Source organism: Pseudomonas sp. SWRI77 (assembly GCF_014269105.1).
GTDB lineage: Bacteria > Pseudomonadota > Gammaproteobacteria > Pseudomonadales > Pseudomonadaceae > Aquipseudomonas > Aquipseudomonas capeferrum.
The window spans coordinates 21,885-45,521 of record NZ_JABWRV010000012.1 but is presented as its reverse complement, the minus strand read 5'-3'; the positions used below and the strand labels follow the sequence as shown (position 1 = coordinate 45,521).

The 23,637-nt window shown below is 63.9% G+C and carries 20 protein-coding genes; 10 read left to right on the top strand and 10 right to left on the bottom strand.

Annotated features, from left to right (window positions below; genetic code table 11):
* The first annotated feature begins 12 nt into the window (after nucleotides 1-12).
* Genes HU766_RS13615 through HU766_RS13605 form a run of 3 tightly spaced genes read left to right on the top strand, consistent with a single transcriptional unit; the run spans nucleotide 13 to nucleotide 2,314 of the window.
* A complete protein-coding gene (locus HU766_RS13615; protein ID WP_033702220.1) occupies nucleotides 13-723 on the top strand; it encodes a DUF484 family protein in 711 nt (236 codons plus the stop codon).
* The gene (xerC, locus tag HU766_RS13610; RefSeq protein WP_186657585.1) at nucleotides 723-1,622 is read left to right on the top strand and encodes a tyrosine recombinase XerC; all 900 of its coding nucleotides are present in this window, start codon (nucleotides 723-725) and stop codon (nucleotides 1,620-1,622) included. Before HU766_RS13615 ends, xerC begins: the two co-directional genes overlap by 1 nt.
* A complete protein-coding gene (locus tag HU766_RS13605; protein WP_033702224.1) occupies nucleotides 1,619-2,314 on the top strand; it encodes an HAD family hydrolase in 696 nt (231 codons plus the stop codon). Before xerC ends, HU766_RS13605 begins: the two co-directional genes overlap by 4 nt.
* Before the next feature lie 226 nt (nucleotides 2,315-2,540).
* Here HU766_RS13605 and sutA read toward each other — a convergent pair whose 3' ends face one another.
* The 3 genes from sutA to glnK all read right to left on the bottom strand — a co-directional run bounded on the left by sutA (nucleotide 2,541) and on the right by glnK (nucleotide 5,017).
* Nucleotides 2,541-2,867 (bottom strand): transcriptional regulator SutA, encoded by a 327-nt coding sequence (gene sutA / locus HU766_RS13600; protein WP_033702226.1) that lies wholly within the window; start codon nucleotides 2,865-2,867, stop codon nucleotides 2,541-2,543.
* A gap of 432 nt (nucleotides 2,868-3,299) precedes the next feature.
* A complete protein-coding gene (locus HU766_RS13595; RefSeq protein WP_033702228.1) occupies nucleotides 3,300-4,631 on the bottom strand; it encodes an ammonium transporter in 1,332 nt (443 codons plus the stop codon).
* 47 nt (nucleotides 4,632-4,678) lie between these two features.
* On the bottom strand, nucleotides 4,679-5,017 hold the full coding sequence (gene glnK / locus HU766_RS13590; protein ID WP_002555808.1) for a P-II family nitrogen regulator: 339 nt from the start codon (nucleotides 5,015-5,017) through the stop codon (nucleotides 4,679-4,681).
* A 384-nt stretch (nucleotides 5,018-5,401) separates the two neighbouring features.
* Between glnK and HU766_RS13585 the strand changes: the two genes are divergently transcribed.
* Nucleotides 5,402-5,662, top strand: a complete 261-nt coding sequence (locus HU766_RS13585; RefSeq protein ID WP_033702230.1) for an accessory factor UbiK family protein — start codon at nucleotides 5,402-5,404, stop codon at nucleotides 5,660-5,662.
* A 3-nt stretch (nucleotides 5,663-5,665) separates the two neighbouring features.
* On the opposite strand, the gene HU766_RS13580 is transcribed toward HU766_RS13585, so the two are convergent.
* A complete protein-coding gene (locus HU766_RS13580; protein ID WP_186657581.1) occupies nucleotides 5,666-7,693 on the bottom strand; it encodes a DUF4034 domain-containing protein in 2,028 nt (675 codons plus the stop codon).
* A gap of 255 nt (nucleotides 7,694-7,948) precedes the next feature.
* On the opposite strand from HU766_RS13580, the gene HU766_RS13575 reads away from it, so the two are divergent.
* Nucleotides 7,949-9,436: a YifB family Mg chelatase-like AAA ATPase gene (locus HU766_RS13575; RefSeq protein ID WP_186657578.1), complete on the top strand. Its 1,488-nt coding sequence runs from the start codon at nucleotides 7,949-7,951 to the stop codon at nucleotides 9,434-9,436.
* Nucleotides 9,437-9,491: 55 nt separating this feature from the next.
* Here the strand turns inward: HU766_RS13575 and HU766_RS13570 are convergent, their stop codons facing one another.
* Complete coding sequence (locus HU766_RS13570) at nucleotides 9,492-9,878, bottom strand: response regulator (protein WP_189673224.1); 387 nt, start codon at nucleotides 9,876-9,878, stop codon at nucleotides 9,492-9,494.
* Nucleotides 9,875-10,867 carry a response regulator gene (locus tag HU766_RS13565; protein WP_033702234.1) on the bottom strand — a complete coding sequence of 331 codons (993 nt, stop codon included), beginning with the start codon at nucleotides 10,865-10,867 and terminating at the stop codon, nucleotides 9,875-9,877. Before HU766_RS13565 ends, HU766_RS13570 begins: the two co-directional genes overlap by 4 nt.
* Before the next feature lie 245 nt (nucleotides 10,868-11,112).
* Here HU766_RS13565 and HU766_RS13560 point away from each other — a divergent pair, with 245 nt between their 5' ends.
* Nucleotides 11,113-16,215: an ATP-binding sensor histidine kinase gene (locus HU766_RS13560; RefSeq protein ID WP_186657576.1), complete on the top strand. Its 5,103-nt coding sequence runs from the start codon at nucleotides 11,113-11,115 to the stop codon at nucleotides 16,213-16,215.
* An 80-nt stretch (nucleotides 16,216-16,295) separates the two neighbouring features.
* On the opposite strand, the gene ycaC is transcribed toward HU766_RS13560, so the two are convergent.
* Entirely contained in the window at nucleotides 16,296-16,922 is a 627-nt protein-coding gene (gene ycaC, locus HU766_RS13555; protein WP_033702238.1) for an isochorismate family cysteine hydrolase YcaC, read from the bottom strand.
* Nucleotides 16,923-17,003: 81 nt separating this feature from the next.
* Nucleotides 17,004-17,384 (bottom strand): AraC family transcriptional regulator, encoded by a 381-nt coding sequence (locus HU766_RS13550; RefSeq protein ID WP_052040632.1) that lies wholly within the window; start codon nucleotides 17,382-17,384, stop codon nucleotides 17,004-17,006.
* Nucleotides 17,385-17,563: 179 nt separating this feature from the next.
* Between HU766_RS13550 and HU766_RS13545 the strand changes: the two genes are divergently transcribed.
* Nucleotides 17,564-18,538: a GlxA family transcriptional regulator gene (locus HU766_RS13545; RefSeq protein WP_186657573.1), complete on the top strand. Its 975-nt coding sequence runs from the start codon at nucleotides 17,564-17,566 to the stop codon at nucleotides 18,536-18,538.
* Between the two features lie 147 nt (nucleotides 18,539-18,685).
* Nucleotides 18,686-20,473 (top strand): monovalent cation:proton antiporter-2 (CPA2) family protein, encoded by a 1,788-nt coding sequence (locus HU766_RS13540; protein ID WP_186657571.1) that lies wholly within the window; start codon nucleotides 18,686-18,688, stop codon nucleotides 20,471-20,473.
* Nucleotides 20,474-20,476: 3 nt separating this feature from the next.
* Here the strand turns inward: HU766_RS13540 and HU766_RS13535 are convergent, their stop codons facing one another.
* Together HU766_RS13535 and HU766_RS13530 are read right to left on the bottom strand one after the other, a co-directional pair.
* Nucleotides 20,477-20,761 (bottom strand): HigA family addiction module antitoxin, encoded by a 285-nt coding sequence (locus tag HU766_RS13535; RefSeq protein ID WP_186657551.1) that lies wholly within the window; start codon nucleotides 20,759-20,761, stop codon nucleotides 20,477-20,479.
* A 13-nt stretch (nucleotides 20,762-20,774) separates the two neighbouring features.
* Complete coding sequence (locus HU766_RS13530; protein ID WP_186657549.1) at nucleotides 20,775-21,053, bottom strand: type II toxin-antitoxin system RelE/ParE family toxin; 279 nt, start codon at nucleotides 21,051-21,053, stop codon at nucleotides 20,775-20,777.
* A gap of 267 nt (nucleotides 21,054-21,320) precedes the next feature.
* Here HU766_RS13530 and HU766_RS13525 point away from each other — a divergent pair, with 267 nt between their 5' ends.
* Together HU766_RS13525 and HU766_RS13520 are read left to right on the top strand one after the other, a co-directional pair.
* The gene (locus HU766_RS13525) at nucleotides 21,321-22,232 is read left to right on the top strand and encodes a LysR substrate-binding domain-containing protein (protein ID WP_033702243.1); all 912 of its coding nucleotides are present in this window, start codon (nucleotides 21,321-21,323) and stop codon (nucleotides 22,230-22,232) included.
* A 102-nt stretch (nucleotides 22,233-22,334) separates the two neighbouring features.
* Complete coding sequence (locus HU766_RS13520; protein ID WP_186657537.1) at nucleotides 22,335-23,597, top strand: OprD family porin; 1,263 nt, start codon at nucleotides 22,335-22,337, stop codon at nucleotides 23,595-23,597.
* Nucleotides 23,598-23,637: the final 40 nt, after the last annotated feature.

Sequence of the window (23,637 nt, the reverse complement as noted above, 5' to 3'; positions counted from 1 at the left end):
TGAGTAACCGCCATGACCGATCAGCCCAAGGTTGTACCCCAGCAATCCAGTGACCTCGATGCCGAGGCGGTGGTCGCGTACCTGCGTGCCCACCCGACCTTCTTCGCCGAACACGACGAGTTGCTGGTCGAGCAGCGCATCCCCCACCAGCGCGGCGACAGCGTGTCGCTGGTGGAGCGTCAGCTCAAGCTGCTGCGCGATCGCAACATCGAGATGCGCCATCGCCTGTCGCAACTGATGGACGTGGCGCGTGACAACGACCGGCTGTTCGACAAGACCCGCCGGCTGATCCTCGACCTGCTCGATGCCGGCAGCCTGGAAGAAGTGGTGATGGCGGTCGAAGACAGCCTGCGCCAGGAGTTTCAGGTGCCCTTCGTCAGCCTGATCTTGTTCGGCGATAACGTCGCACCGGTCGGCCGCTGGGTCAGCAATGCCGAGGCACACCAGGCCATCGGTGGCCTGCTGGGGGGCGGCAAGACCGTCAGCGGCAACCTGCGCGAACACGAACTGGCCTTCCTGTTTGGTGAAGAAGAGCGACGCGAGGTCGGCTCCAGTGCTGTTGCAGCACTCGAATATCAAGGGCTGCACGGTGTACTGGCAATCGGCAGCCGCGACCCGCAGCACTACAAGAGTAGCGTCGGCACGCTGTTCCTCGGCTACATTGCCGAAGTGCTCGGCCGCGTTGTCCCACGCGTGACCCAGACCCTGCGCCAGGTGCGCTGATGGACCGCCAGCTGGAAGCTTATTGCGCGCACCTGCGCAATGAGCGCCAGGTGTCCGAACACACCCTGCTGGCCTATCGCCGCGACCTCGACAAGGTCGTCGCGTATTGCAACGAACACAGCATTGCCGGCTGGCAAGCGTTGCAAATCCAGCAATTGCGCCAACTGATCGCCCGTCAGCACCATCAGGGGCAATCCTCGCGCAGCCTGGCGCGCCTGCTTTCAGCGGTACGCGGGCTGTACCGTTACCTGAACCGTGAAGGGCTGTGCCAGCACGACCCGGCCAACGGCCTGTCTGCGCCCAAAGGCGAACGGCGCCTGCCCAAGACGCTGGATACCGACCGTGCCCTGCAACTGCTCGACGGCGGTGTCGACGACGACTTCATTGCCCGGCGCGACCAGGCCATCCTTGAACTGTTCTATTCATCAGGCCTGCGCCTGTCCGAGCTGACCGGCCTGGACCTCGAATACCTCGACCTCGCCGCCGGGCTGGTGCAGGTGCTTGGCAAGGGCGGCAAGGCACGCGTGCTGCCGGTCGGGCGCAAGGCACGCGAGGCGCTGCAGGCCTGGTTGCGCCTGCGCGGCATCGGCGGCCCGCGCGACAGCGCCGTGTTCATTACCCGCCAGGGCAATCGCCTGAGCCCGCGGGCCATCCAGATGCGTGTGAAGGCGGCCGGCGAGCGCGAGCTGGGCCAGCACCTGCACCCGCACATGCTTCGCCATTCCTTCGCCAGCCATGTGCTGGAATCGTCCCAGGACCTGCGTGCGGTGCAGGAGATGCTCGGCCATGCCGACATCAGCACCACGCAGATCTACACCCACCTGGACTTCCAGCACCTGGCCGCGGTGTACGACAGCGCCCACCCTCGGGCCAAACGCAGCAAAGGCACAGACTCATGAGCATCAAGCTGATCACCTTCGACCTCGATGACACCTTGTGGGACACCGCGCCGGTCATTGCCAGCGCTGAAGTCGTCCTGCGCGACTGGCTCGAAGCCAACGCACCGATCCTGGGCGGCGTACCGGTCGAGCACCTGTTCACCCTCCGCGAGCGCCTGGTGCAGGCCGAACCGGGCCTCAAGCACCGTATCAGCGCCTTGCGTAGGCGGGTGCTATGCCATGCCTTGGAAGAGGTCGGTTACAGCGAAAAGCACGCCCAGGCGCTTGCCAACGAAGGCTTTGAAGTGTTCCTGCATGCCCGGCACCAGGTGGAAATTTTCCCTGAGGTGCAGCCTGTGCTGGAAATCCTGCGCCATCAATACACCCTGGGCGTGGTCACCAACGGCAATGCCGATGTGAGCCGCCTGGGCCTGGCGGACTACTTCCGCTTCGCCCTGTGCGCCGAGGACCTGGGGATCGGCAAGCCGGACCCGGCGCCGTTCCTCGAGGCGCTGAAACGTGGCGAGGTCGAGGCCGGCGCGGCGGTGCATGTGGGTGACCACCCTGGCGACGACATCGCCGGCGCCCAGCGTGCCGGGTTGCGCGCCGTGTGGTTCAACCCGCAAGGCAAGCCCTGGGCCGGAGAGCGGGCGCCGGATGCAGAGATTCAGCGCCTCTCGCAACTGCCTGAAGTGATAGCACGCTGGCGCTGACAGCCGATACCTTCCCAACGCCGCACAGACCTGCGTAGGAGCGGCCTTGCGTCGCGAAAGGGCTGCGTAGCGGCCCCGGCGATTTTTGCTGCGCCACAGAACCTGGGGGACGCTCCGCGACCCGTTCCGACCGGTCCGGCGCCCCGGCAAGGCCGCTCCTACAAGACCGCACTCATGGCGCACAAAAAAGCCCGCAGCGACGGCGGGCTTTTTTGCATGCAACCACTCAGATAGGGCGGCTGCCGTATTTGTTGTCCGGCTTCTTGGGCGGATCGGCGACCACGTTGGCCTCCACTTCCTGCACCTTGCCACCGCGCGAAAGGAATTCTTCCATCGCTTTGGCCAGGGCATCACGCTCCTTCTGCTTGGCTTCCAAGCTCGGCATCTCGTCTACCGAGACAGCGGCCTTGGACTTGCCTTTGGCAGTGGGCGCGGGGCTATCGTCTTCGCCGGAGTCTTCCGCTACGTCATCAGCCGCAGCTTCCAGACCCTCATCAGCCTCATCATCATCGCCTACTTCGAGGTCGTCGTTTTCCAGATCATCGTCGCTCATGTTCTACCTCATGACTTGCGAAAAGCAGGTTAGTTATAGACCAGTGCAGCCGTAGACCGGCAGCCACCAGTGAAAATTCAACTGGCCGTGGGTTGGCCACTGCCTTGGGCATGCACCTCCTGATGGGAGGGTTTGTACCCTGCAGGCCCTGCTCCTGGCAGGGCCTGACGAAATCCTTGAGCCATCTGCTGGCCACGCGCTAATGGCAAGCCTAGCAAAGGCTGGGGGCGCCTGCGGACTGCTTGTCCAACACCCTTCGGCGCGCATTCTAGCGCGCCCGTAGAAAAAGCAAAGCGCCATAAACGCCCATCATCTTGTAAGTTTTCCGCCTGCGTCGCGAACGTGGCGGATAAACCGTTTGCTGTGCGGGAAAAGGCAAAAATCAGGCGAAAAAATGCCCGGCGAACCGGGCAAGATTTTCCAGCGTCGCAGTTACAGGTTGTAGCCGCGTTCGTTGTGCTGAGCCAGGTCGAGGCCGACCGACTCTTCTTCTTCGTTGACCCGCAGCCCCATCACCACGTCCAGTACCTTGAGAATCACGTAGGTAACGATGGCGGTGTAGACCACGGTGAAAATCACGCCCTTGGCCTGGATCCAGACCTGCATGCCGATATCGGTCACAGCGCCGAAACCGCCCAGGGCTGGTGCTGCGAACACACCGGTCAGGATGGCGCCGACGATACCGCCGATGCCGTGCACGCCGAAGGCGTCCAGCGAGTCGTCATAGCCCAGCTTGCGCTTGAGGGTAGTGGCGCAGAAGTAGCAGATCACGCCAGACGCCAGGCCAATCACCAGGGCGCCCATCGGGCCCACGGTACCGGCAGCCGGGGTGATGGCGACCAGGCCGGCGACCACACCCGAGGCGATGCCCAGGGCACTCGGTTTGCCGTGGCCGATCCACTCGGCGAACATCCAGCCCAGCGCCGCAGCAGCGGTGGCGATCTGGGTCACCAGCATGGCCATGCCGGCAGTGCCGTTGGCAGCGGCGGCGGAACCGGCGTTGAAGCCGAACCAACCGATCCACAGCATTGCCGCGCCCATCAGGGTGTAGCCCAGGTTGTGCGGGGCCATCGGCGTGGTCGGGTAGCCCTTGCGCTTGCCCAGTACCAGGCAGCACACCAGGCCCGCGATACCGGCGTTGATGTGCACCACGGTGCCGCCAGCGAAGTCCAGCACGCCCCAGTCCCACATCAGCGCGCCATCACCGCTCCAGACCATGTGCGCGATCGGCGCATACACCAGGGTGAACCAGATGCCCATGAACACCAGCATCGCGGAGAACTTCATGCGCTCGGCGAAGGCACCGACGATCAGCGCCGGGGTAATGATGGCGAAGGTCATCTGGAAGGTGATGAACACCGCCTCAGGGAACAGCGCAGTGGCCGAAGTGAGGCTGTCGGGGGTGACACCGCTGAGAAACGCCTTGGAGAAGCCACCGACGAAGGAATTGAAGTTGAGCACGCCCTTTTCCATACCCGTGGTATCGAAGGCCATGCTGTAGCCGTAGACGACCCAGAGAATGCTCATCAGACCGGTGATCGCGAAGCACTGCATCATCACCGAGAGCACGTTCTTGGAACGCACCATACCGCCATAGAACAGGGCCAGGCCCGGGATGGTCATGAACAGCACCAGCGCCGTTGCGGTCAACATCCAGGCAGTGTCGCCGGAGTTCAGCGCTGGGGCAGCTTCCTCTGCCAGGGCAAGCCCGGGCATTACGAGGGACAATAGGGCTCCTAGCCCTGCGATCTTACGCAGAGTCATGTTGTTTTCTCCTGGGGCGTTGGGTTTGGTGAGGCTTTTTTTGTTACTTAGATCGCGTCGGTATCGGTTTCGCCGGTACGGATGCGGATCGCCTGCTCCAGATTCACCACAAAGATCTTGCCGTCACCGATCTTGCCGGTGTTGGCAGCCTTGGTGATGGCTTCGATCACCCGATCAAGGTCCTTGTCGTCGATGGCGACGTCGATCTTCACCTTGGGCAGGAAGTCGACCACGTATTCAGCACCGCGGTACAACTCGGTGTGGCCCTTCTGCCGACCGAAGCCTTTGACTTCAGTGACGGTGATGCCCTGCACGCCGATTTCCGACAGCGACTCGCGCACGTCGTCCAGCTTGAACGGCTTGATGATGGCTGTGACTAGCTTCATGAAACTCTCTCCCGATTTGGTGGACTTGCCCCAGGAAAACAAACCCGTCTCAAGTCTAAGCGCAGCGGTTGGCTTTGTAACGCGTCGTCGGCATCCGGCTCCGCGTGCGCACTGCCTGGTCACAAGGAACTGCATCAGTGCATGGCTCGTACAGGTCTTTGCAGAAACCTTGCCAGTTCCACTAAACCACCAGAAAACAGTGAGTTGCTTGAAGGCGTCGGCGTTGGCCAGTCGCCAGCATCAAAAAGATGCACGATTTCGGTGCGCTACCCGTCGGCGTCTTGCTCGAAAAATGTGCAAGGCTCACCCGCTCCTGCCCTCAAAACAGTGTTTTGCTGCGTGCTACACTGCGGGTCATTTTTCAGATTCAGTGGACAGCCGAACATGCTCGCGCCCAAAGCCCTCCTCGACGCCCTGAGCGACCAGGCCTCGCGCCTTTTCAGCAGCGATACCGCCCAGCCTCGCGCCGAACTCGAAAGCCAGTTCAAGGTGCTGATGCAGGGCGCCTTCAGCAAGCTGGACCTGGTCAGCCGCGAAGAATTCGACAGCCAGATGGTCGTCCTCGCCCGCACCCGCGCTCGCCTGGAAGCCCTGGAGAAACAGGTCGCCGAGCTGGAAGCACGGATGGCGCCACCTCAGGCATAAGGTTCAGGCCGATGCCTGCAATCGCCCTTCGCCCGGGTTGCCCGATTTAGGCGGCAACTCGCTGGCATGCAGCGTCCCCCGAAACAAAGCGGCACCGCACAAGGTGAACAGTGTTTTCACCCGGTTGTGCGAGTTGAGTATCTCGGCCTGGATATGCTCGATGTCGTTGTCCGCCGGCTGCAACGCCACTGCGCGGTTGATCCACTCGATGGCCGCGAAGCGGCTTTGCTTGCGTGTGCCATGCCCCTGCATCCAGGCCAGCCCCAGCTCTGCGCTGGCACGGGCGGCAATCCAATCGTCCGGGTGCTCGACCAGGCCAAGCAAGTAGTCGACGGCCTCGGCCTGCTCCTGCGGCTCGCCAAACTGCCGCAGCAGAATACCCAGTTGCAGCCGCGCACCGGCAGCGGTCTGCGCACTGCCCAACGCATCGTTCAATAGCCGCCTCACTGCCAGCATGGCACTTCGGTCGCTCAAGGCTTCGGCACTTTGCATACGCCGGCATGCCAAGGTGTATTTGGCCACCTTGCAGCCAGCCTGCACCGCTTGCAGCAGCCAGTATTCGGCCGCATCCGCGTCCAGGTAGTGCCCAGGGGTGTTGGCCAGTGCACCGCGATGCAGGTGATGAAGGCTCAGCGCAGCCTCTGGCAGGCTCAGATCGGCACAGCGTTCATAAAGGAAATAGGCGGCCTCTTGCTGGTTGGCAGACCAGAGCAGACGTGGCACTTCGAGCACATCGAAATCCGGCCGCTGGCGGCCAAGTTGCCGCTTCACCGCACGCTGCGACCACATACGTGCCTGCTCAGGCGAACATGCAAACCCCCAGCGCCCAAACGCATGCCCCACCGCCCGCAGCGCACAGGCAGCCGGGTGCGAACCGCTCTCGCACAGCCGCTCGATCGCGCTACGAAATGCCTGCTGGTCATCGTCCATGCCGTGGAACAGCATGAGGCAGACAAAACTACGAAAGGGCTGGCCGATACCCGGGACAAAGCCCAGGTCAGGGTAAAGGTCTACACAGACGGCAAAATCGCGCAGCGCGCCCGTGTAGTCCTGCAGGGCACAACCACGCAAGGCACCACGCCATGCCAGCAAGGTAGCGCGCTCCCTAGGCCTGAGCGCACGCAGCGACCACCCCTTGAACACCTGCTGCCAGGCAGCGATCGACTGCACCTGGCCGGCATGCGGCAGTTCGAGCTGGTCCTCGATAGCCAGCCAGCGCAGCGCATTGCGCTGCTCCTCTCGCCATCCTTCACACAGCGTGCCACCAGCCAATTCGTCGATTGCCGCGTAACTGCCGCCCCAACGGGGCAGCAGGTAGACGGCATGCGCCTGAATCGCTTCAAAACAGCCGGGGAAAGCACCCAGCGCATGCTGCAGCCAATAGTGCTGCGCGGCTTCTCGCCCATGCACGGCACGTTTGCCCAGGCACGCCGGCAAGGTCTGTGGCACTTGGGCCAGGGGTAGCAGGCCGTATTTCACCAACAGCGGCGCCGCAGCCTCCTGCACCTCCACATCCGCGTGAGCGCTCGGGCTGAAGCGTGCCGGCTGGCCGTCGAACAGTTCGCGCAACCAACCTGGCTCGGCAAACTGCGCGCTGAGCCGCAGCATGCCGATGGCCGCCGCCACCGGCTGCGCCGAGCGCCCCATGGCACGCAACAGGTGCGCGGCGCCGAGCTCGCAAACCTGCTCGGCCGCCAACTGCTGCTCGGCACTGAGGGGCTCGGCATTGGCACTGTCGTGGATATCGCAGGCGCGGCTGAAACAATGCAAGCCCATCACCACCTGAGGGTGGTAGGCCTTGGGGCAGGCGTCGATCCAGGCCTTTAGAACCTGCGTCAGGGCCTTGTCGCCCTGGCAGTCCCAATCGACCAGCATGTGCCCTTCGACGGCCTCCAGGTAGGCAGGAAACTCGCCGGGTGGCGACTGTCGCCAGCGCACTTCGAGGATGTCGAAGTAGCGGTTGAGTTCAACGAATGCACTGGCCTGCACCAATTCTCGGATTGCCTGGCGAGTGCGAGTGAGCGTTTGCACGGAGCAATACCTCAAGTCCATTTGTGGGAAGCGGCGCTGCCATCCCATGGCAAGCGCGGTAGCCTTTCAACACTAAGCCATACCCTGGATCTGCGCAAAGTTATTGGATCCATTTTTGTCAGATTGTATGAAAAACCAGGGGAAATCCCTGACCTGAAAAACCAGGACGCACACTTCTTGCGCTGATTGCCACTCCCCCCGCTAACCTTGCCCAAGCCGCAGGAAGCGGCCCTTTTCAGCGACAACGGAGCGTCCATGTCACTTGCCCTCGTCCACAGCCGCGCCCAGGTAGGCGTGCAGGCACCGGCGGTCAGCGTCGAAACCCACCTGGCCAACGGGCTCCCCCACCTCACCCTGGTCGGCCTGCCCGAAACCACGGTCAAGGAAAGCAAAGACCGGGTACGCAGTGCCATCGTCAACTCAGGCCTGGACTACCCGGCAAGGCGCATCACCCAGAACCTGGCGCCCGCCGACCTGCCCAAGGATGGCGGGCGCTATGACCTGGCCATTGCCCTGGGCATTCTGGCCGCCAGTGGCCAGGTCCCGGTGGCCACCCTCTGCGACATCGAGTGCCTGGGCGAGCTGGCGCTGTCCGGGCAACTGCGCCCTGTGCAGGGCGTGTTGCCGGCGGCGCTGGCGGCAAGGGATGCGGGTCGGGCATTGGTGGTACCACGCGAAAACGCCGAAGAAGCCAGCCTTGCAGGTGGGCTGGTGGTGTATGCCATCGGGCACCTGCTGGAACTGGTCGCCCACCTGAACGGCCAGGTACCGTTAGCGCCCTATGCCGCCAATGGCCTGGTATTGAACAGCCGGCCCTACCCCGACCTCAGCGAGGTACAGGGCCAGGTGGCGGCCAAGCGTGCCTTGCTGCTGGCCGCAGCCGGGGCGCACAACCTGTTGTTCACCGGCCCGCCCGGCACTGGCAAGACCTTGCTCGCCAGCCGCTTGCCAGGGCTGTTGCCGCCGCTGGACGAGCGCGAGGCGCTGGAGGTGGCGGCCATTCAGTCGGTCAGCGGCCATGCGCCGCTGAACAGCTGGCCACAGCGCCCTTTCCGCCACCCGCACCACTCGGCCTCAGGCCCTGCACTGGTGGGCGGCAGCAGCCGGCCACAGCCGGGCGAAATCACCCTGGCTCATCATGGTGTGCTGTTTCTCGATGAGTTGCCGGAATTCGAGCGGCGCGTGCTGGAAGTACTGCGCGAACCGCTCGAGTCCGGCGAGATCGTGATTGCCAGGGCGCGGGACAAAGTGCGCTTCCCGGCGCGTTTTCAGCTGGTGGCGGCGATGAACCCTTGCCCTTGCGGCTACCTCGGCGACCCGAGCGGCCGCTGCCGCTGCAGCACCGACCAGGTCCAGCGTTATCGCAACAAGCTGTCGGGGCCGCTGCTGGACCGCATTGACCTGCACCTGACCGTGGCGCGCGAAACCACCACGCTGAACAACCAACCCAGCGGCGAAACCAGCGCCGCAGTCGCCAAGCGGGTGGCCGAGGCGCGCGACCTGCAGCAACGTCGGCAAGGGTGCGCCAATGCGTTTCTCGACCTCAACGGTTTGCGCAGCCATTGCCTGCTGGAGGCGGCCGACCAGGCTTGGCTGGAGACTGCCTGCGAGCGATTGAACTTGTCGTTGCGCGCTGCCCATCGGCTGCTGAAAGTGGCGCGCACGCTGGCGGACCTGGAGGGCGTGGCGTCGATTGCCCGGGGGCATCTGGGCGAGGCGTTGCAGTATCGGCCTGGGAGCTGACAGGGGCGTGGGTTTTGGGGGCCGCTTTGCGGCCCATCGCGACGCAAGGCCGCTCCTACAGGTCGGTCATTGCGGCCTGTACCGCCGCCAGCAACGCCTCTTCGGAAAACGGTTTGGCCAGGTAGGCGACCGCCCCCTGGCGCAGCGACGCTTCTAGCGTCGTATCATCCCAATGCGCCGACATGCAGATCACCGGCAAACGCCAGCCCAGGTGTGCCAGCTCACGCAGCACTTCCAGCCCAGTCAGCCCGGGCATCCTCAGATCGAGCAACGCGCACCCGGCGTCACACGCCAGCGTCGAGGCCAGAAACTCTTCACCCGACCCGAACAGCAGTGCGCCAAAGCCTGTCGCCCGCAGCAGGTTGGCCAGGCTTTTACGTACAGACGTATCGTCATCGACGATGCACACCCACACCCTGTCGTTTGCCCCCTGTGGCTTCATGCGGCGCCCTGGCCCTCGACACGCGCCTCTAGCACGTTGTGCATGGCCACCAGTTCGACCAGCGAGCGGGACTGCAACTTGTTCATGATGTTCTTCTTGTGCACCTTGGTCGTCACCTCGCTGGTGCCGATCTCCTTGGCAATCTGTTTGTGCGACAACCCGCTGACCACCAGCGCGAACACCTGGCGCTCGCGTTGCGTGAGCCGCCCGTACTTTTCCCGAACCTGCCGAGCATGCCGCCACGTGCGCCCGGCCGCCAGCGCGCGGGCACGCAGTGCCGTCAGCAATGCCAGCAACTGCGCTTCATCAAAAGGCTTGGTCAGAAACTCCACCGCACCTGCACGCATGGCCTGAACAGTCATGGGGATGGTGCCGTGGCCGGTCATGAACACGACCGGCCATGGCAGGTCGAGCCGACGTAATATCGCCTGCAGCTCCAGCCCACTGGCCTCAGGCAGGTTCATGTCCAGCAACAAGCAGGCACAGGGCACGTGCGAATCGGCTTCAAGCAGCGCCTCAGCCGAGGCGTACAGCCGATGCAAAATGCCGTGCGAGCGCAACAGCCGGCCCAGGGCATTGAGCACCGAAGGGTCGTCATCTACCACCAGCACGGGCACGGCCGAGCAGTCACCCGCTGCGTCAGCGGTATCGAGGTCGACAGGTCGCAACGCGCGCCCAATGTCCTTCGCCGGTAGGTCGAGCGCGACTTCAGCCGCCAGCCGATAGCCCCGGCGAGGCACGGTCTGGATCAGGCCGCGGTCGCCAAACGCCTTGCGCAACAGAGAGATCTGCACCTGCAGGTTGTTGTCCTCGACCACGGTGCCGGCCCAGACCTGGCTGAACAGCTCGTCCTTGCCGACCACCCGGCCTTTGGCGCGAATCAGCGTCGCCAGCACTTCGAAGGCGCGCCCGCCCAACGTAATCGGCTTGCCGTCGAGAAACGCTTCTCGTCGCTCCAGCGACACCTGGGCATTGCCAAATCGGATCATGGTCGTCTCGAATCTCACGGGTCCGGGCGGTTGCGCAGCCCCATGCAATCTAGGCCACCGTCCACATTCATACAATTATCCCGAGGGATAGGTCGGCCCTTGGACTATACAAGCACCCGCCTCAGCCGAGGGGGCGATAACGGTCAAGATGGTTCCCGTTCCTGCCAAGCCGTCTGGCCCGGGCATGCGCACGGTGCTCGCTGCGTATACTCGCGCCCTTGGATGTCGTTAGCAGGGGGTGCTTGATGCTCGATGAACGCCTCGCTTGCAGGCCCATCGATTATGACCCGTCGATCGACGAGGGCTGGTTGAACCGGTGCGACATCACGCGCCTGGGGCAGGAAGGTGATCTGACCTACTTCCGCCTGCGTGACCCCGGCACTGGTCAGTCGTGGCTCGCCGTACGCGCGCCCCTTGAGTCGCCTGCTGCCTGCCAGCACCTGGAGCGCGCTTATCGTCTGCGCCTCGACCCACAGTGGGCGGTGATCCCCTCGGCCTATCTGCGTTCGGCCGAAGGGCCGCTGCTGGTTTATCCGGCGGGCCGCTCGGTCGCCGACCTGATTGCCCAAGGCCCCGCAGCGCTCCCCAGCTTCCTCGACATCGCCGTCAACGCCGCCTCGGCACTGGCGCTGGCACACGAAAGCAATGTTCTGCACGGTGCCTTGCAGCCCGCGCACATCTGCGTGCAACACGCGCATCGGGTCAGGCTTGGCTGTTTCAGCGCCGATGTGCCGGCGTTGATCAGCGAACCAGGCACCCCCCTCGGCACCTGGAGCTACCTGGCACCGGAACAGATCTGCCCACACGGCTCCAGCTGCGATCAACGCAGCGATATCTATGCGCTCGGCGCCATCCTGTACCAGCTGTTGCTGGGCGAGCTGCCGCTGGCCGGGCGCGACAAACCGCACTGGCGCCAGCTGCATGCCGGCGTTCAACCGCGGGCGGCCATCGACGTCGACAACCGGGTACCGCAGCCGCTCAGCCGCATCCTCGCCAAGGCCCTGGCCAAAGAGCCCGATGCCCGCTACCAGACTGCCCGCGCGCTGGCGGTCGACCTTGGCCATTGTCAGCGGCAGTGGCGTGCGGGCCAGGCCATCGCAGATTTCCAACCCGGCAGCGCCGACCCCCTTTCCCCCAGCCACGACCGCCTCTATGGCCGCTCTGCCGAGCAGAAGGTCATCACCCTGCTGCTCAAGGCACTGCGCCGGGACAGCACATCCCAGGCCCTGTTCATCAAAGGCGCCACGGGCATGGGCAAGTCGAGCCTGGTTCAGGCGGCACTCAAGGGCAGCGCCGAGGGATACTGGGCCAGCGGCACGTGCAACAGCCTGGAGCGAGCGGTGCCCTACGGGCCCTGGATCGAAATCCTCGGGTCACTGACCACCCAACTGCTGGCCAAGAACAGTGGTGACCTGGAGCTGCTACGCCGTGAAATTCTGCGGCGTATCAAAGGCCGTGGCCGGCTGCTCGGCAAGTTGGCCCCGGACCTCAAGCTGGTGATCGGCCCCACGGCCGAGCTCCCCGACAAACCCACGCGGCTGGCACTGCAAAAAGAACTGCGCGCCGTGGTCGAGTTCCTGCAGGTGTTCAGCCGCCCCGGGCGCCCATTGGCACTGTTTTTCGATGACATGCAATGGGCCGACGACGCCACGCTGCACCTGCTGGACGAACTGCTTGAGCAAGCGCCCGGCAACCTGCTGCTGATTTTTGCCCGGCGCAGCGACGCAGCACCCGACAGCAAGCCCTGTGTGCCCCCTGTGTCCATCCGCAGCACCACGCTCGACCTTCGCCCCCTTACTGTCGGCGCGGTGATGGAGATGATCGGCGAACGCTACCACGCCGCACCTGAGGCCGCGCTGCAACTCGCCGAGCTGGTGCACGCCAAGACCGCTGGCAACCCGTTCTTCATTCACCAGATCCTCGGGGCGATGGTCGAGGACCGCTTGTTCACCTTCGACACCCAGACCATGCGCTGGTCCTGGTCACTGTCGGCGGTGGCGCAACACCGCTATGCCGACAACGTCGCCGACCTGATGGTCCATCGCCTGGCGCGCCTGCCCTCGGCCCAGCGCGATGTGCTGCGCGTGGCCAGCGCGGCGGGTGGCCGATGCGATGAGCCACTGCTGCGCAGCATGCTGCCACTGCCCGCCACGCACCTGGCCGAACAGCTCAAAGCCTTGATTGCCGCAGGTTTCCTGCTGCCGGGGCAAAAGGGCCTGAGGTTTTCCCATGATCGCGTACTGCAAGCCGCCTACGCACTCACGCCCTCACGAGAGCGGCCGGCCTTGCATGCGCACATTGCCCACGCCATGCGCAAAGCCTGGCAGGCGACGCTGCACGAGGCCGTGTTCGAGATCGCCAACCAAGTACAACGGGCCAGCCCGCGTGCATTCGAGGCCTGCGACTGCGAGGTGTTTGTGCTGCTACTGCAAGAAGCTGCGCTGAGGGCGCGTGACAGCGCCGCCTACGAGCAGACGGCCGGCTACCTGCATGCCGCCGACGAACTGTTGCGCCTGAGCGTTGCACCTGGCACCCAGGCAACCCATGCGCTTGCCATCGCCTGCCTGGCGGCGGAGTGCGACATGCAATTGTCGCGGATGCCGCAGGCCGAAGCCCGCATCCGCGAATGCCACCTGCGTGCGCAATCGGCTTTGGACAAGGCGCGTGTCTGCAAGCTTGAGGCCCGCTTACATACCCTGCGCTCGGATTACCCGACGGCCATCGCCTGCGCCATCAGTGGCCTTGAGCTGCTGGGCGTCACGCTGGTACAGGGTTCCAACCCCGATCTGGTCGAGGCCGCCTATGGCCGCGTGCATGCCCTGATCGAAGACAAGGGTCAGCACTGCCTGGAGTCGCTGCCCAAAACCGACTCGGAAGAAGTGGCCGTGGCGATCGCGTTGCTGGCGACGCTGTCGTCATCGTTTTTCGTCAAGGACGATATCTGTTTTCTGCACCTTGCCAAGATCATGGAGCTGTCGTTGCTGCACGGCGTGGCCCCTGGCAGCACCTATGGCCTGGCCTGGTTCGGTGTGATGGCTGCCGAACGCTTTGGCGCCTACCACGATGGCCATGCCTACTGCCTGGCGGCGCTCAAGCTGATCGAACGGCACGCTTTCGAGGCGGACCTGACCAGCGCCCTGCTTGCCCTGGACCAGGTCAGCGCCTGGACCGCCCCCATGGAGTACGCCCGACGCACAGCACTGGAGGCGCTCGACTCGACGCGCCTGAGCGGCGACCTGGCGATGGCCTGCTATGCCCGCAATCACCTGGTTTCCGACTCGCTGTTCATGGGCCACCATTTGCAGGAAGTCGGCGGCGAAGTGGCGCAAGGTTTGCTCACCGTTCGCGGCTACGGCTACAGCGATGTCGAACATATCCTCCTGGCCCAGCAGGCATTCGTCGCCGCCATGATCGGCAGCGGCGGCAGGAGCGGCCTTGCCTCGCGGTCGGCGTGCGAAGCGCCTGCCGACGCCACCGTGCACGCCATAAAATCCTGTACAACACTGTTCTTCAAGCACCTCTTCACTGGCATGTCGGCCTTCTACCTGGGCGACATCAAACAGGCCGTACGCCAACTCGCCAGTGCCGGCAGCCATGCCTGGGCCGCCCCCGCCCACATCAACCTGGCCGACTACCATCTGTTCTGCGGCCTGACCCTGGGCAGCCCAGAGGCCCCCGGCACCGCGATGGGCAAATTGGCCGCACTGCACGAACTGCGCGAACGCTTCGCGGCATGGTCGGGCTTCAACCCGGTCACCTTCCGCAGCAAGCTGCTGCTGATCGAGGGTGTGATTGCCAAGCTCAGCGGCGACGGCCTGGCCGCCATCCGCTGCTTCGACCAGGCCCAGATCGCAGCTACGGCCGCCGGGTTCATCCATGAGCAGGCCCTCGCCCACGAGCAACTGGCCGAAGTATGCATCCCCAGCGGGTTGATCTCCGGTGCCAACCTGCACCTGCGTATAGCCCGCGACTGCTTCCACATCTGGGGCGCCACGGGCAAGGTACGCCAGCTCGAAACCCTGCACCCCTTCCTGCGCACTCAGCCCGTGCAGGAGACCTACCGCTCTGCCAGCCAGGCCCGGCTGGACTTGGAAGTCGGCCTCGAGGCCGCGCGCGCATTGTCCGAAGAAGTGCTGCTGGAGGGCCTGATCGAAACCCTGATGGGGCACCTGACCCAGCACTCCGGTGCCGATCACGGCGCCTTGCTGATCGTCAGCGGCGCCGAGTTCCAGATGGCTGCGCTGGCCTACATCGACGACGCCGGTTTACAAGTGCGCATGGACAACTGCCAGAAGTTCATGACCCAGGCCCCGCTGTCGATCATCAACGCCACCCTGCGCACCAAGAAGCCACTGGTGCTCAACGATGCCCAGTGCGACTGCCCGGAAGCCTTCCGCCAGGAACTGCACGCGCGCAACGCCCGCTCGGTGCTGTGCCTTCCGCTGCTGCTGCAAGGCGTGCTTATCGGCCTGGTCTACCTGGAAAACCGCTTGGTGCCCAATTTGTTTGGCAGGCAGCGCCTGGCCATGCTCGAGATCCTCGCTTCGCAGGCTGCAGTATCGCTGCAAACCGCCAAGTTCTATACCCGCCTGGCCGAAGACAATAAAAGCCGTGCGCAGATGGAAGCCGAGCTGCGCCGCTCACGGGCAGAGCTTGCGCGCAGTGCGCACCTGCAGGTGATGAACGAGTTGTCGGCCTCTATCGCCCACGAGATCAGCCAGCCGCTGCTGGGTATCGCCGCCAATGCCTCGGCCAGCCTTCGCTGGCTGAAACGCGACCAGCCCGACCTGCAGGAAGCCATCGATGGCCTGGAGGATATCCGCAGAGACAGCGAGCGCGCGGCCAACATCGTTCGCGCGCTGCGTTCGCTGGCCAAACAGTCGCCGATGCAGTGCAAGGCGGTGAAGCTTGATGCGCTGATCCTGGAAGTGGTGCGCCTGACGTCCTCGGAAGCCTTGAAATGCGGCGTGAACGTGCAAACCCGGTTGCAAGCGGCGACGAGCATGATGGCTGACCCGGTACAGTTGCAGCAGTTGATCTACAACTTGCTCACTAACGCTCTGGAAGCACTGGCGGGGTTTCGCAACGACGGCGTATTGCGGATCACCTGTGCCGTTGTCGAGGACGAGGTGGAGATCTGTGTCGACGACAATGGGCCGGGCATTGCGCCAGAGGAACTGGAGCGCGTGTTTGGCGCCTTCTACACCACCAAGAGCGGTGGGCTGGGAATGGGGCTGGCGATATGCAGCTCGGTGATTCAAGCCCATGGCGGACAGCTGCAGGCGCAGGCGTCAGAGCTGGGCGGGTGCAGGATTCGGGTAACTGTGCCGATTCGGGCAGGCGATTGAAGCCTGTGTAGCCTGGTGCAGCCTTTTCGCGGGTAAGTCGGATCGCCGCACCGCCGCGAAGAGGCCCGAGCAGGCTTACATCAACGCGCGCTCAACACCGCATAACTGTTCATCAGGTTGCGGTAGTTGGGGATTCGCTGGGACAGCAGATTACCCAGCCCTTCGATATCGTTGCGCCAGTCGCGGTGCAGCTCACAGGCCACCGAGAACCAGTTCATCATCTGCGCGCCTGCCTGGGTCATACGCACCCACGCAGCCTGCTGTACGGTCTCGTTGAAGGTACCGGACGCGTCGGTGACCACGAACACTTCAAAGCCTTCGGCCAGCGCCGACAAGGTCGGGAATGCCACGCACACGTCAGTCACCACACCGGCGATGATCAGTTGCTTGCGGCCTGTCGCCTTGATCGCCTTGACGAAGTCTTCGTTGTCCCATGCGTTGATCTGGCCTGGGCGGGCAATGTACGGCGCGTCCGGGAACATCTCTTTCAGCTCGGGTACCAGTGGGCCGTTCGGGCCTTGCTCGAAGCTGGTGGTGAGGATGGTCGGCAGGCCGAAGAACTTGGCCAGGTCGCCCAGGGCCAGTACGTTGTTCTTGAACTCGTTGGGTGAGAAGTCCTGTACCAGCGAGATCAGGCCGGTCTGGTGATCGACCAGCAGCACCACGGCGTCGTCTTTGTTCAGGCGCTTGTAATCGGGTTGGCTCATGGGGTTTCTCCTTGGATGATTTGGGCTTGGAAAACGGGGGCGGTACTATCCGGAGGTGGTATACCAACGGATAAACATGGTTTAAGAATGAGCGCCGGATGCGGCGTTCTGGCTGGTCCGCCGCCATGCCTTGGGCGGCTGGCCGACCAGGCGGCTGAACGCCCGGGTGAAATGTGACTGGTCGCAGAAACCACATTCGAGGCTGACATGGGTGATCGGCACCTCGGTGACCAGCAACCGCTTGGCCTTCTCCATGCGCGCCAGCAGGCGCCAGGCCTGGGGCGACAAGCCGGTGTTGACCTTGAACGCGCGAGAAAAGTGGCTGCGGGTGAGGTTGCACAGGCCAGCGATCTCGATGATCGACAAGGGGCTGTGCAGCATCAGTTCCTTGGCCTGGCGCAGGCGTGCAGGGGTCAGCGCGCCCGGGGCCTGTGAGGTACTGCAGATCGTCAGAGGGCTCATGGCGACTCTCCTGTTCAATGAGGAAAGTCTCGCCCCGAGGACATGACAAAGTCCTGAGCCAAACCTGAATAGTTCTTAATTGTGCATTGCTGGCCCTGGCCGCTATACCGATACCTTAAGATGCGCGCCTGTTCAGCTTCACGCCGCCAGTGGCGGCCCGTACTAAAGGCGAAAGTGGTATGCAGGAAAATCGCGCTCACCGCACCGTGGCGATGGTGCTGTTCAATGATGTGCTGTTGCTGGATGTCACCGGCCCCATGGATGCCTTTGCCATTGCCAACCGCTTCTTGCCCGCGGAGCGGCAATACCGGCTGATCACGTTGGCCGAAGGGGATGGAGTGGTACGCAGCTCATGCGGGCTGAGGGTCATCGCCGACCTGCGCCTTGAGGCGCTGCCGGAAGCCGTCGACCTGTTGCTGGTACCCGGAGGCCCAGGCGCCTACGACGTTGCGCTGCCGGGGCTCGAGCACTGGCTGACGCAGGCCGTGCGTGGGGCCAAGCGTTTCGGCGCGATCTGCACTGGCGTGTTCTTGCTGGGCCGGGCGGGGCTGCTTGGCGGTTATCGCTGTACCACCCACTGGAACTACGTCGAGCGGCTGGCGCGGGCCTTCCCTGAGGCGAAAGTCGAGACCGAACAGATCTATGTGATCGACCGCTGCCTGATCACCTCGGGCGGGATCACGGCAGGTATCGACCTGGCCCTGGCCGTAGTTGCCGAAGACCATGGCAAGGCACTGGCGCTGGAAGTGGCCAAAGTGCTGCTGGTCGCGCGCCATCGCCAGGGCGGGCAGACACCTTACGGGCCGTTGCTGGCGGCCGTGCCGCGCGACGACTCGCCGACCGCGCGGGTGCAGGCCTATATCGTCGACCATATCGACCAGCCGTTTACCGTGCGCAAGATGGCCGACCTGGTGGCGATGAGCAGCCGCAATTTTGCCCGGACCTTCCAGCGCGAGGTCGGCATCACCCCGCTGCAGTACCTGCAGAATGCGCGTATCGATCAGGCACGCAAAGTGCTCGAGGGCAGCGACCTGCCGTTGAAGGTGGTGGCGGCACAGTGTGGGTTTGGCAGTGATCGGCATATGCGCAAGGTGTTTTGCGAGCGCATCGGCATGACACCAGCGCAGTACCGGGCGCAGTTTGGTGGCGGCTGACCGATACACGTGTGGAGGATCATCACTGTCCCGCCTGGCGAGACAATGTTTCTCCTTCCAGCCAGATTGTCTAACACTCCCTCCACCTCCAGAATTGTCCGCCACACTGTTCTAACGCTGCCCCGGCAGCTCATGGAGTTCGAGCCAATGCCACACGAAGGCAGCCTTCTGCAAACCGCGGTGATCTTCCTCTTCGCCACCGTCCTTGCCGTCCCCTTGGCCAAGCGCCTGCAACTGGGCGCGGTGATCGGCTACCTGCTGGCTGGCGTGGCCATCGGCCCGCAGGCGCTGGGGCTGATCCGCGATACCGAGAGCGTCGCGCACATTTCTGAACTGGGCGTTGTTCTGCTGCTGTTCATCATCGGCCTGGAGCTGTCACCCAAACGCTTGTGGCTGATGCGCAAGTCAGTGTTCGGCGTGGGGGCTGCGCAGGTGTTGCTGACCGGTGCGGTGATCGGCGCCATCGCCCTGTTCGGCTTTGCCCAGTCATTGCCGGCGGCCCTGGTGCTGGGCCTGGGCCTGGCGCTGTCATCGACCGCCCTCGGCCTGCAGAGCCTGGCCGAAAGCAAGCAGCTGAACGCGCCGCACGGTCGCCTCGCGTTCGCCATTCTGCTGTTTCAGGACATCGCGGCCATCCCGCTGATCGCCCTGGTCCCGCTGCTGGCCGCCAGCGGTCCGGATACCAGTCACGGTGACAGCCTCGAACATGCACTGAAGGTATTCGCCAGTATCGCCGTGGTCATCGTCGGCGGCCGTTACCTGCTGCGCCCGGTGTTTCGCATCGTCGCCCGTACCGGCCTGCCGGAGGTTTCCACCGCCACCGCGCTGCTGGTGGTGATCGGTACCGCCTGGCTGATGGAAGAGGCCGGCATTTCCATGGCCCTGGGCGCCTTCCTCGCCGGCCTGTTGCTGGCCGACTCGGAGTACCGCCACGAGCTGGAGTCGCAGATCGAACCGTTCAAGGGGCTGCTGCTGGGGCTGTTCTTCATCAGTGTCGGCATGGGCGCCAACCTGAGCCTGCTGCTGGAAATGCCGCTGGTGCTGTTGGGCCTGACCCTGCTGCTGATCGCGGTCAAGCTGACCTTGCTGATCGTGGTCGGCCGGCTGGCGGGTGGCCTCAACAGCGCCAGCGCCCTGCGCCTGGGGATGGTGCTGGCGGCGGGTGGCGAGTTCGCCTTCGTGGTGTTCAAGCTGGGCAAGGACCAGGGCTTGTTCGACACCCAGACCTACGACCTGCTGATGATGACCATCACCCTGTCGATGGCCCTCACCCCCCTGCTGATGCTCGGCTGCGCCCGCGCCCTCAAGCGCCCGCAGCCGCAGCGTGAAGTGCCGGAGCAGTACAAGCAGATCCAGACCGACGCCCCGCGTGTGGTCATCGTCGGCATGGGCCGCATGGGGCAGATCGTCTCGCGCATCCTGCGCGCGCAGAAGATCCCCTTCATAGCCTTGGAAACCTCGGTGGACGCTATCGAGATGACCCGCATGTTCGAGCAGGCTCCAGTGTTCTACGGCGACCCCTTGCGCGCCGAGGTGCTGCATGCGGCCAAGGTGGGCGAGGCCGAGTACTTCGTCATCACCACCGACGACCCGGACGTCACCACCCGCACGGCGGAGCGGGTCAAGCGCCTGTACCCGCACCTGAAAGTGCTGGCCCGCGCGCGTAACCGCCAGCATGTGCACAAGCTGATCGATGTAGGCGCCGAGCCGATTCGCGAGACGTTCTATTCGAGCTTGGAGATGACCCGCCGTGCGCTGGTGGGGTTAGGGTTGAGTGATGAACAAGCGGCGGATCGCATCGCCCGGTTTACCCAACACGACGAAGAAGTGCTGGTAGCCCAAGGGCAGGTACGCGATGACCGGGCCAAGGTGATGCAGACAGCCAAGGAAGCGCGGGTGGAACTGGAGCGGTTGTTTGATTCGGATGCGGATTGAGTTTCAAGCAAATACCAGCCGCGCAATCTGCGGGTGCTCACGGTGCGCGGCCTGCCACAGATCGTAGGCGGCCTGCTCGGCAAGATACTGCCGAGCATCGCCGAGGCCCGCCAGTTCAAGACGGTACGCCAGATCAGCGGATATAGCGGCACGCCCATTGAGCACGGTGGACAGCTGCCCCCGCGAATAACCGAGGTGACGCGCCAGTCCCGAGACACTCATGCCAATTGCAGGCAAAACGTCTTCTCGCAAAGACTCACCGGGATGGGGTGGATCGTACATAGGCATGGCGTTCTCTCTCCTAGTGGTAGTCCAGATAATCGACAAGCTCTACATCGGTACCAACGAAGCGGAACACCAGTCGCCAGTTGCCCGAAACGTTCACCGCCCAGAAGCCATCCAGCTTGCCCCGCAGCAAATGCAGGCGGTATCCAGGACGATCCAGGTTGGAAGGCGTTTGCGCCACCTCGAGCGAGGCAAGTAGCCGTCGTAAACGAGCAACATGATCGGCGCGTACTCCTGATGTGTCTCGTCGCTGATAAAGCAGCCTCAGGCCCTTGTGCCTGAAACTCTTGATCATTGAATTTTGAGTGTAAGGTCACGCCTTACACATTTCAAGTTGGATATAGAAAGGCGCATCCAAGCTCTCCTGAAGCATTTCCGGATTGATCAGTCTGTTCTCAGAGATTTGATTTAGCGCGGTGTTGCCGTCCGCGATCTATGTGGGAGGTTTCCCAAAGTCTTTCAGCCAGAGCTCGGGCTGCATGGCAAGATACCCTTCAAACTCATCACCTTTGCTGCGTTAAACTGCGAAACTGCCCTTACCGTTCCACCCGGAGAACGATCATTGGAAGACCTCAACTCCCTCTACTACTTCACCCAGGTAGTGGAGCACGGCGGTTTCGCCCCGGCAGGTCGCGCGCTGGACATGCCCAAGTCCAAGCTCAGCCGGCGTATCGCAGACCTTGAAGAGCGTCTTGGCGTACGCCTGCTGCACCGCACCAGCCGGCATTGCTCGCTGACCGAAATCGGCCAGGCCTACTACAACCGTTGCCTGGCCATGCGCGTGGAGGCCGAGGGCGCGGCGGAGATCATCGAACGCAACCGCAGCGAGCCTCGCGGGCTGGTGCGCATCAGCTGCCCGACCACCCTGCTCAACTCCTGGGTCGGGCCGATGCTGACGCGCTACATGCTCAAGTACCCGCAGGTAGAGCTGTTCATCGAAAGTACCAACCGCCGCGTCGACCTGCTGCATGAAGGCTTCGACGTGGCGCTGCGCGTGCGCTTTCCGCCGCTGGAAAACACCGACATGGTGATGAAGGTGCTGAGCAACAGTACCCAGTGCCTGGTCGGCCAGCCGCAATACCGGGAGCAACTGCCCAAGGGCTTCGACCCGCAGATGCTCGGCCAGCTGCCCAGCGTGCACTGGGGCAGCGCCCAACGTGAGTACCAGTGGGAGCTGTTCCAAGGGGAAGACCAAAGCCACAGCATCGTGATCCCGCACACACCGCGCATGGTCACCGACGACCTGTTTGCCTTGCGCCATTTCGTGGTGGCCGGTGTGGGCATTGCGCACCTGCCCCGGGTAGCCGTGCGCGAGGACCTGGCCGAGGGCCGGCTGGTGGAGCTGTTGCCGGGCTGGCACCCGCGCTGCGGCATCGTGCATGCGATCTTCCCGTCGCGGCGCGGCTTGCTGCCGTCGGTGCGGTCGCTGATCGATCACCTGGCCGAGGAGTTCGCCATCAGCGACATGGCCTGAATCTGTACTGCCCTTTCGCGGGTTTACCCGCGAAAGCACACCTTTACAAGACCCTCGCCTGCGCTTGCTCCACAGTCCTGGATCATCCATCCCGGAGCCCCCATGATCCGCGCCACTCACGGCCCCGGCCGCGCCCTGCTCGCCACCCTCGCCCTCTGCCCCGCGCTCAGCCAGGCAGAAGAACCCGGCTGGTCGCTGCTCAGCCGCAACTACTTCCTGCACAGCGACTTCCGCTCGCCTTCCGGCAGCGGCCAGAACTACCGTCAGGAATGGGCGCAAGGCTTCATCGGTGAAATCCGCTCGGGGTTCACCGAAGGCGCTGTGGGTGTCGGCATCGATGCCCATGGCTTTCTCGGCCTCAAGCTCGACGGTGGCCGCGGCCATGCCGGTACCGGGCTGCTGCCGCGTGACAGCGATGGCCGTGCCGAGTCCGACTATTCCAGCGCCGGCGCCGCCATCAAGCTGCGCCTGGGCAATACCCTGCTGCGCTATGGCGAGATGACCGTCGAGACACCCGTGTTCGATACCGGCGACAAACGCCTGCACCCCGAATACGCCACCGGCTGGTTGCTGGAGAACACCGCCCTGCCCGGCTGGCGCCTGGAGGCCGGACGCTTCACCGCGTTCAACAACCAGGACAACAGCTCGACCCACGACGATTTCACAGGCTACGGCGCCACCACCCATGGCCGCGCCATCAGCCTGGCCGGCGCCACGTTCGCAGCCGATGGCCCGTTCGGCGGCGCGCTGTACGCCAGCCAACTGCAAGACACCTGGCGCCAGGCCTACCTCAATCTCAACCTGGCCGAAGGCAGTTGGCGCCTGGACGGCAACCTCTACAAGAGCCGTGATACCGGCAACGCCAGCGCCGGCGCCATCGACACCCTTGCCTTCAGCTTGGCGGGCAAGTACAGCTTCGGTGCCCAGGCCCTGACCCTCGCCTACCAGAAGGTCGAAGGCGACACCCCCTTCGACTTCGTAGCTGGCGACTCGATCTACCTGGCCAACTCGATCAAGTACGCCGACTTCAACGGCCCGGGCGAGCGCTCATGGCAGCTGCGCTATGACCTCGACTTCGCCACCCTTGGCATGCCCGGCCTGAGCCTGATGGGCCGCTACGTCAGTGGCCGCGGGGTCGACGGCACGCATGCCCCGGCAAGCGGCGCCTACGCGGCGCAACAGGGCCAGGGCGGGCGCCACTGGGAACGCGATATCGACCTCAGGTATGTGGTGCAGTCCGGCGTCGCCAAAGACCTCAGCCTGGCGCTTTCCCACGTCAGCCATCGCGCCAACCAAGCCCAGGCGGGCGACGATATCGACCGCCTCTACCTGATCATCGAATACCCACTCAAAGGCAGCTTCTGAACTGAGCCGATAATTCACTCAAGCAAAAAAAGGGGCCTCT

Bases quoted from the DNA above. Each gene is read 5' to 3' on its own strand.
- HU766_RS13560 (WP_186657576.1), top strand. From the start codon at position 11,113: ATGCTCGATGAACGCCTCGCTTGCAGGCCCATCGATTATGACCCGTCG.
- HU766_RS13565 (WP_033702234.1), bottom strand. From the start codon at position 10,867: ATGATCCGATTTGGCAATGCCCAGGTGTCGCTGGAGCGACGAGAAGCG.
- HU766_RS13520 (WP_186657537.1), top strand. From the start codon at position 22,335: ATGATCCGCGCCACTCACGGCCCCGGCCGCGCCCTGCTCGCCACCCTC.
- HU766_RS13595 (WP_033702228.1), bottom strand. From the start codon at position 4,631: ATGACTCTGCGTAAGATCGCAGGGCTAGGAGCCCTATTGTCCCTCGTA.
- sutA (WP_033702226.1), bottom strand. From the start codon at position 2,867: ATGAGCGACGATGATCTGGAAAACGACGACCTCGAAGTAGGCGATGAT.
- ycaC (WP_033702238.1), bottom strand. From the start codon at position 16,922: ATGAGCCAACCCGATTACAAGCGCCTGAACAAAGACGACGCCGTGGTG.
- HU766_RS13570 (WP_189673224.1), bottom strand. From the start codon at position 9,878: ATGAAGCCACAGGGGGCAAACGACAGGGTGTGGGTGTGCATCGTCGAT.
- HU766_RS13615 (WP_033702220.1), top strand. From the start codon at position 13: ATGACCGATCAGCCCAAGGTTGTACCCCAGCAATCCAGTGACCTCGAT.
- HU766_RS13605 (WP_033702224.1), top strand. From the start codon at position 1,619: ATGAGCATCAAGCTGATCACCTTCGACCTCGATGACACCTTGTGGGAC.
- HU766_RS13550 (WP_052040632.1), bottom strand. From the start codon at position 17,384: ATGAGCCCTCTGACGATCTGCAGTACCTCACAGGCCCCGGGCGCGCTG.
- glnK (WP_002555808.1), bottom strand. From the start codon at position 5,017: ATGAAGCTAGTCACAGCCATCATCAAGCCGTTCAAGCTGGACGACGTG.
- HU766_RS13535 (WP_186657551.1), bottom strand. From the start codon at position 20,761: ATGCCTATGTACGATCCACCCCATCCCGGTGAGTCTTTGCGAGAAGAC.
- HU766_RS13545 (WP_186657573.1), top strand. From the start codon at position 17,564: ATGCAGGAAAATCGCGCTCACCGCACCGTGGCGATGGTGCTGTTCAAT.
- HU766_RS13575 (WP_186657578.1), top strand. From the start codon at position 7,949: ATGTCACTTGCCCTCGTCCACAGCCGCGCCCAGGTAGGCGTGCAGGCA.
- HU766_RS13540 (WP_186657571.1), top strand. From the start codon at position 18,686: ATGCCACACGAAGGCAGCCTTCTGCAAACCGCGGTGATCTTCCTCTTC.
- HU766_RS13585 (WP_033702230.1), top strand. From the start codon at position 5,402: ATGCTCGCGCCCAAAGCCCTCCTCGACGCCCTGAGCGACCAGGCCTCG.
- HU766_RS13530 (WP_186657549.1), bottom strand. From the start codon at position 21,053: ATGATCAAGAGTTTCAGGCACAAGGGCCTGAGGCTGCTTTATCAGCGA.
- xerC (WP_186657585.1), top strand. From the start codon at position 723: ATGGACCGCCAGCTGGAAGCTTATTGCGCGCACCTGCGCAATGAGCGC.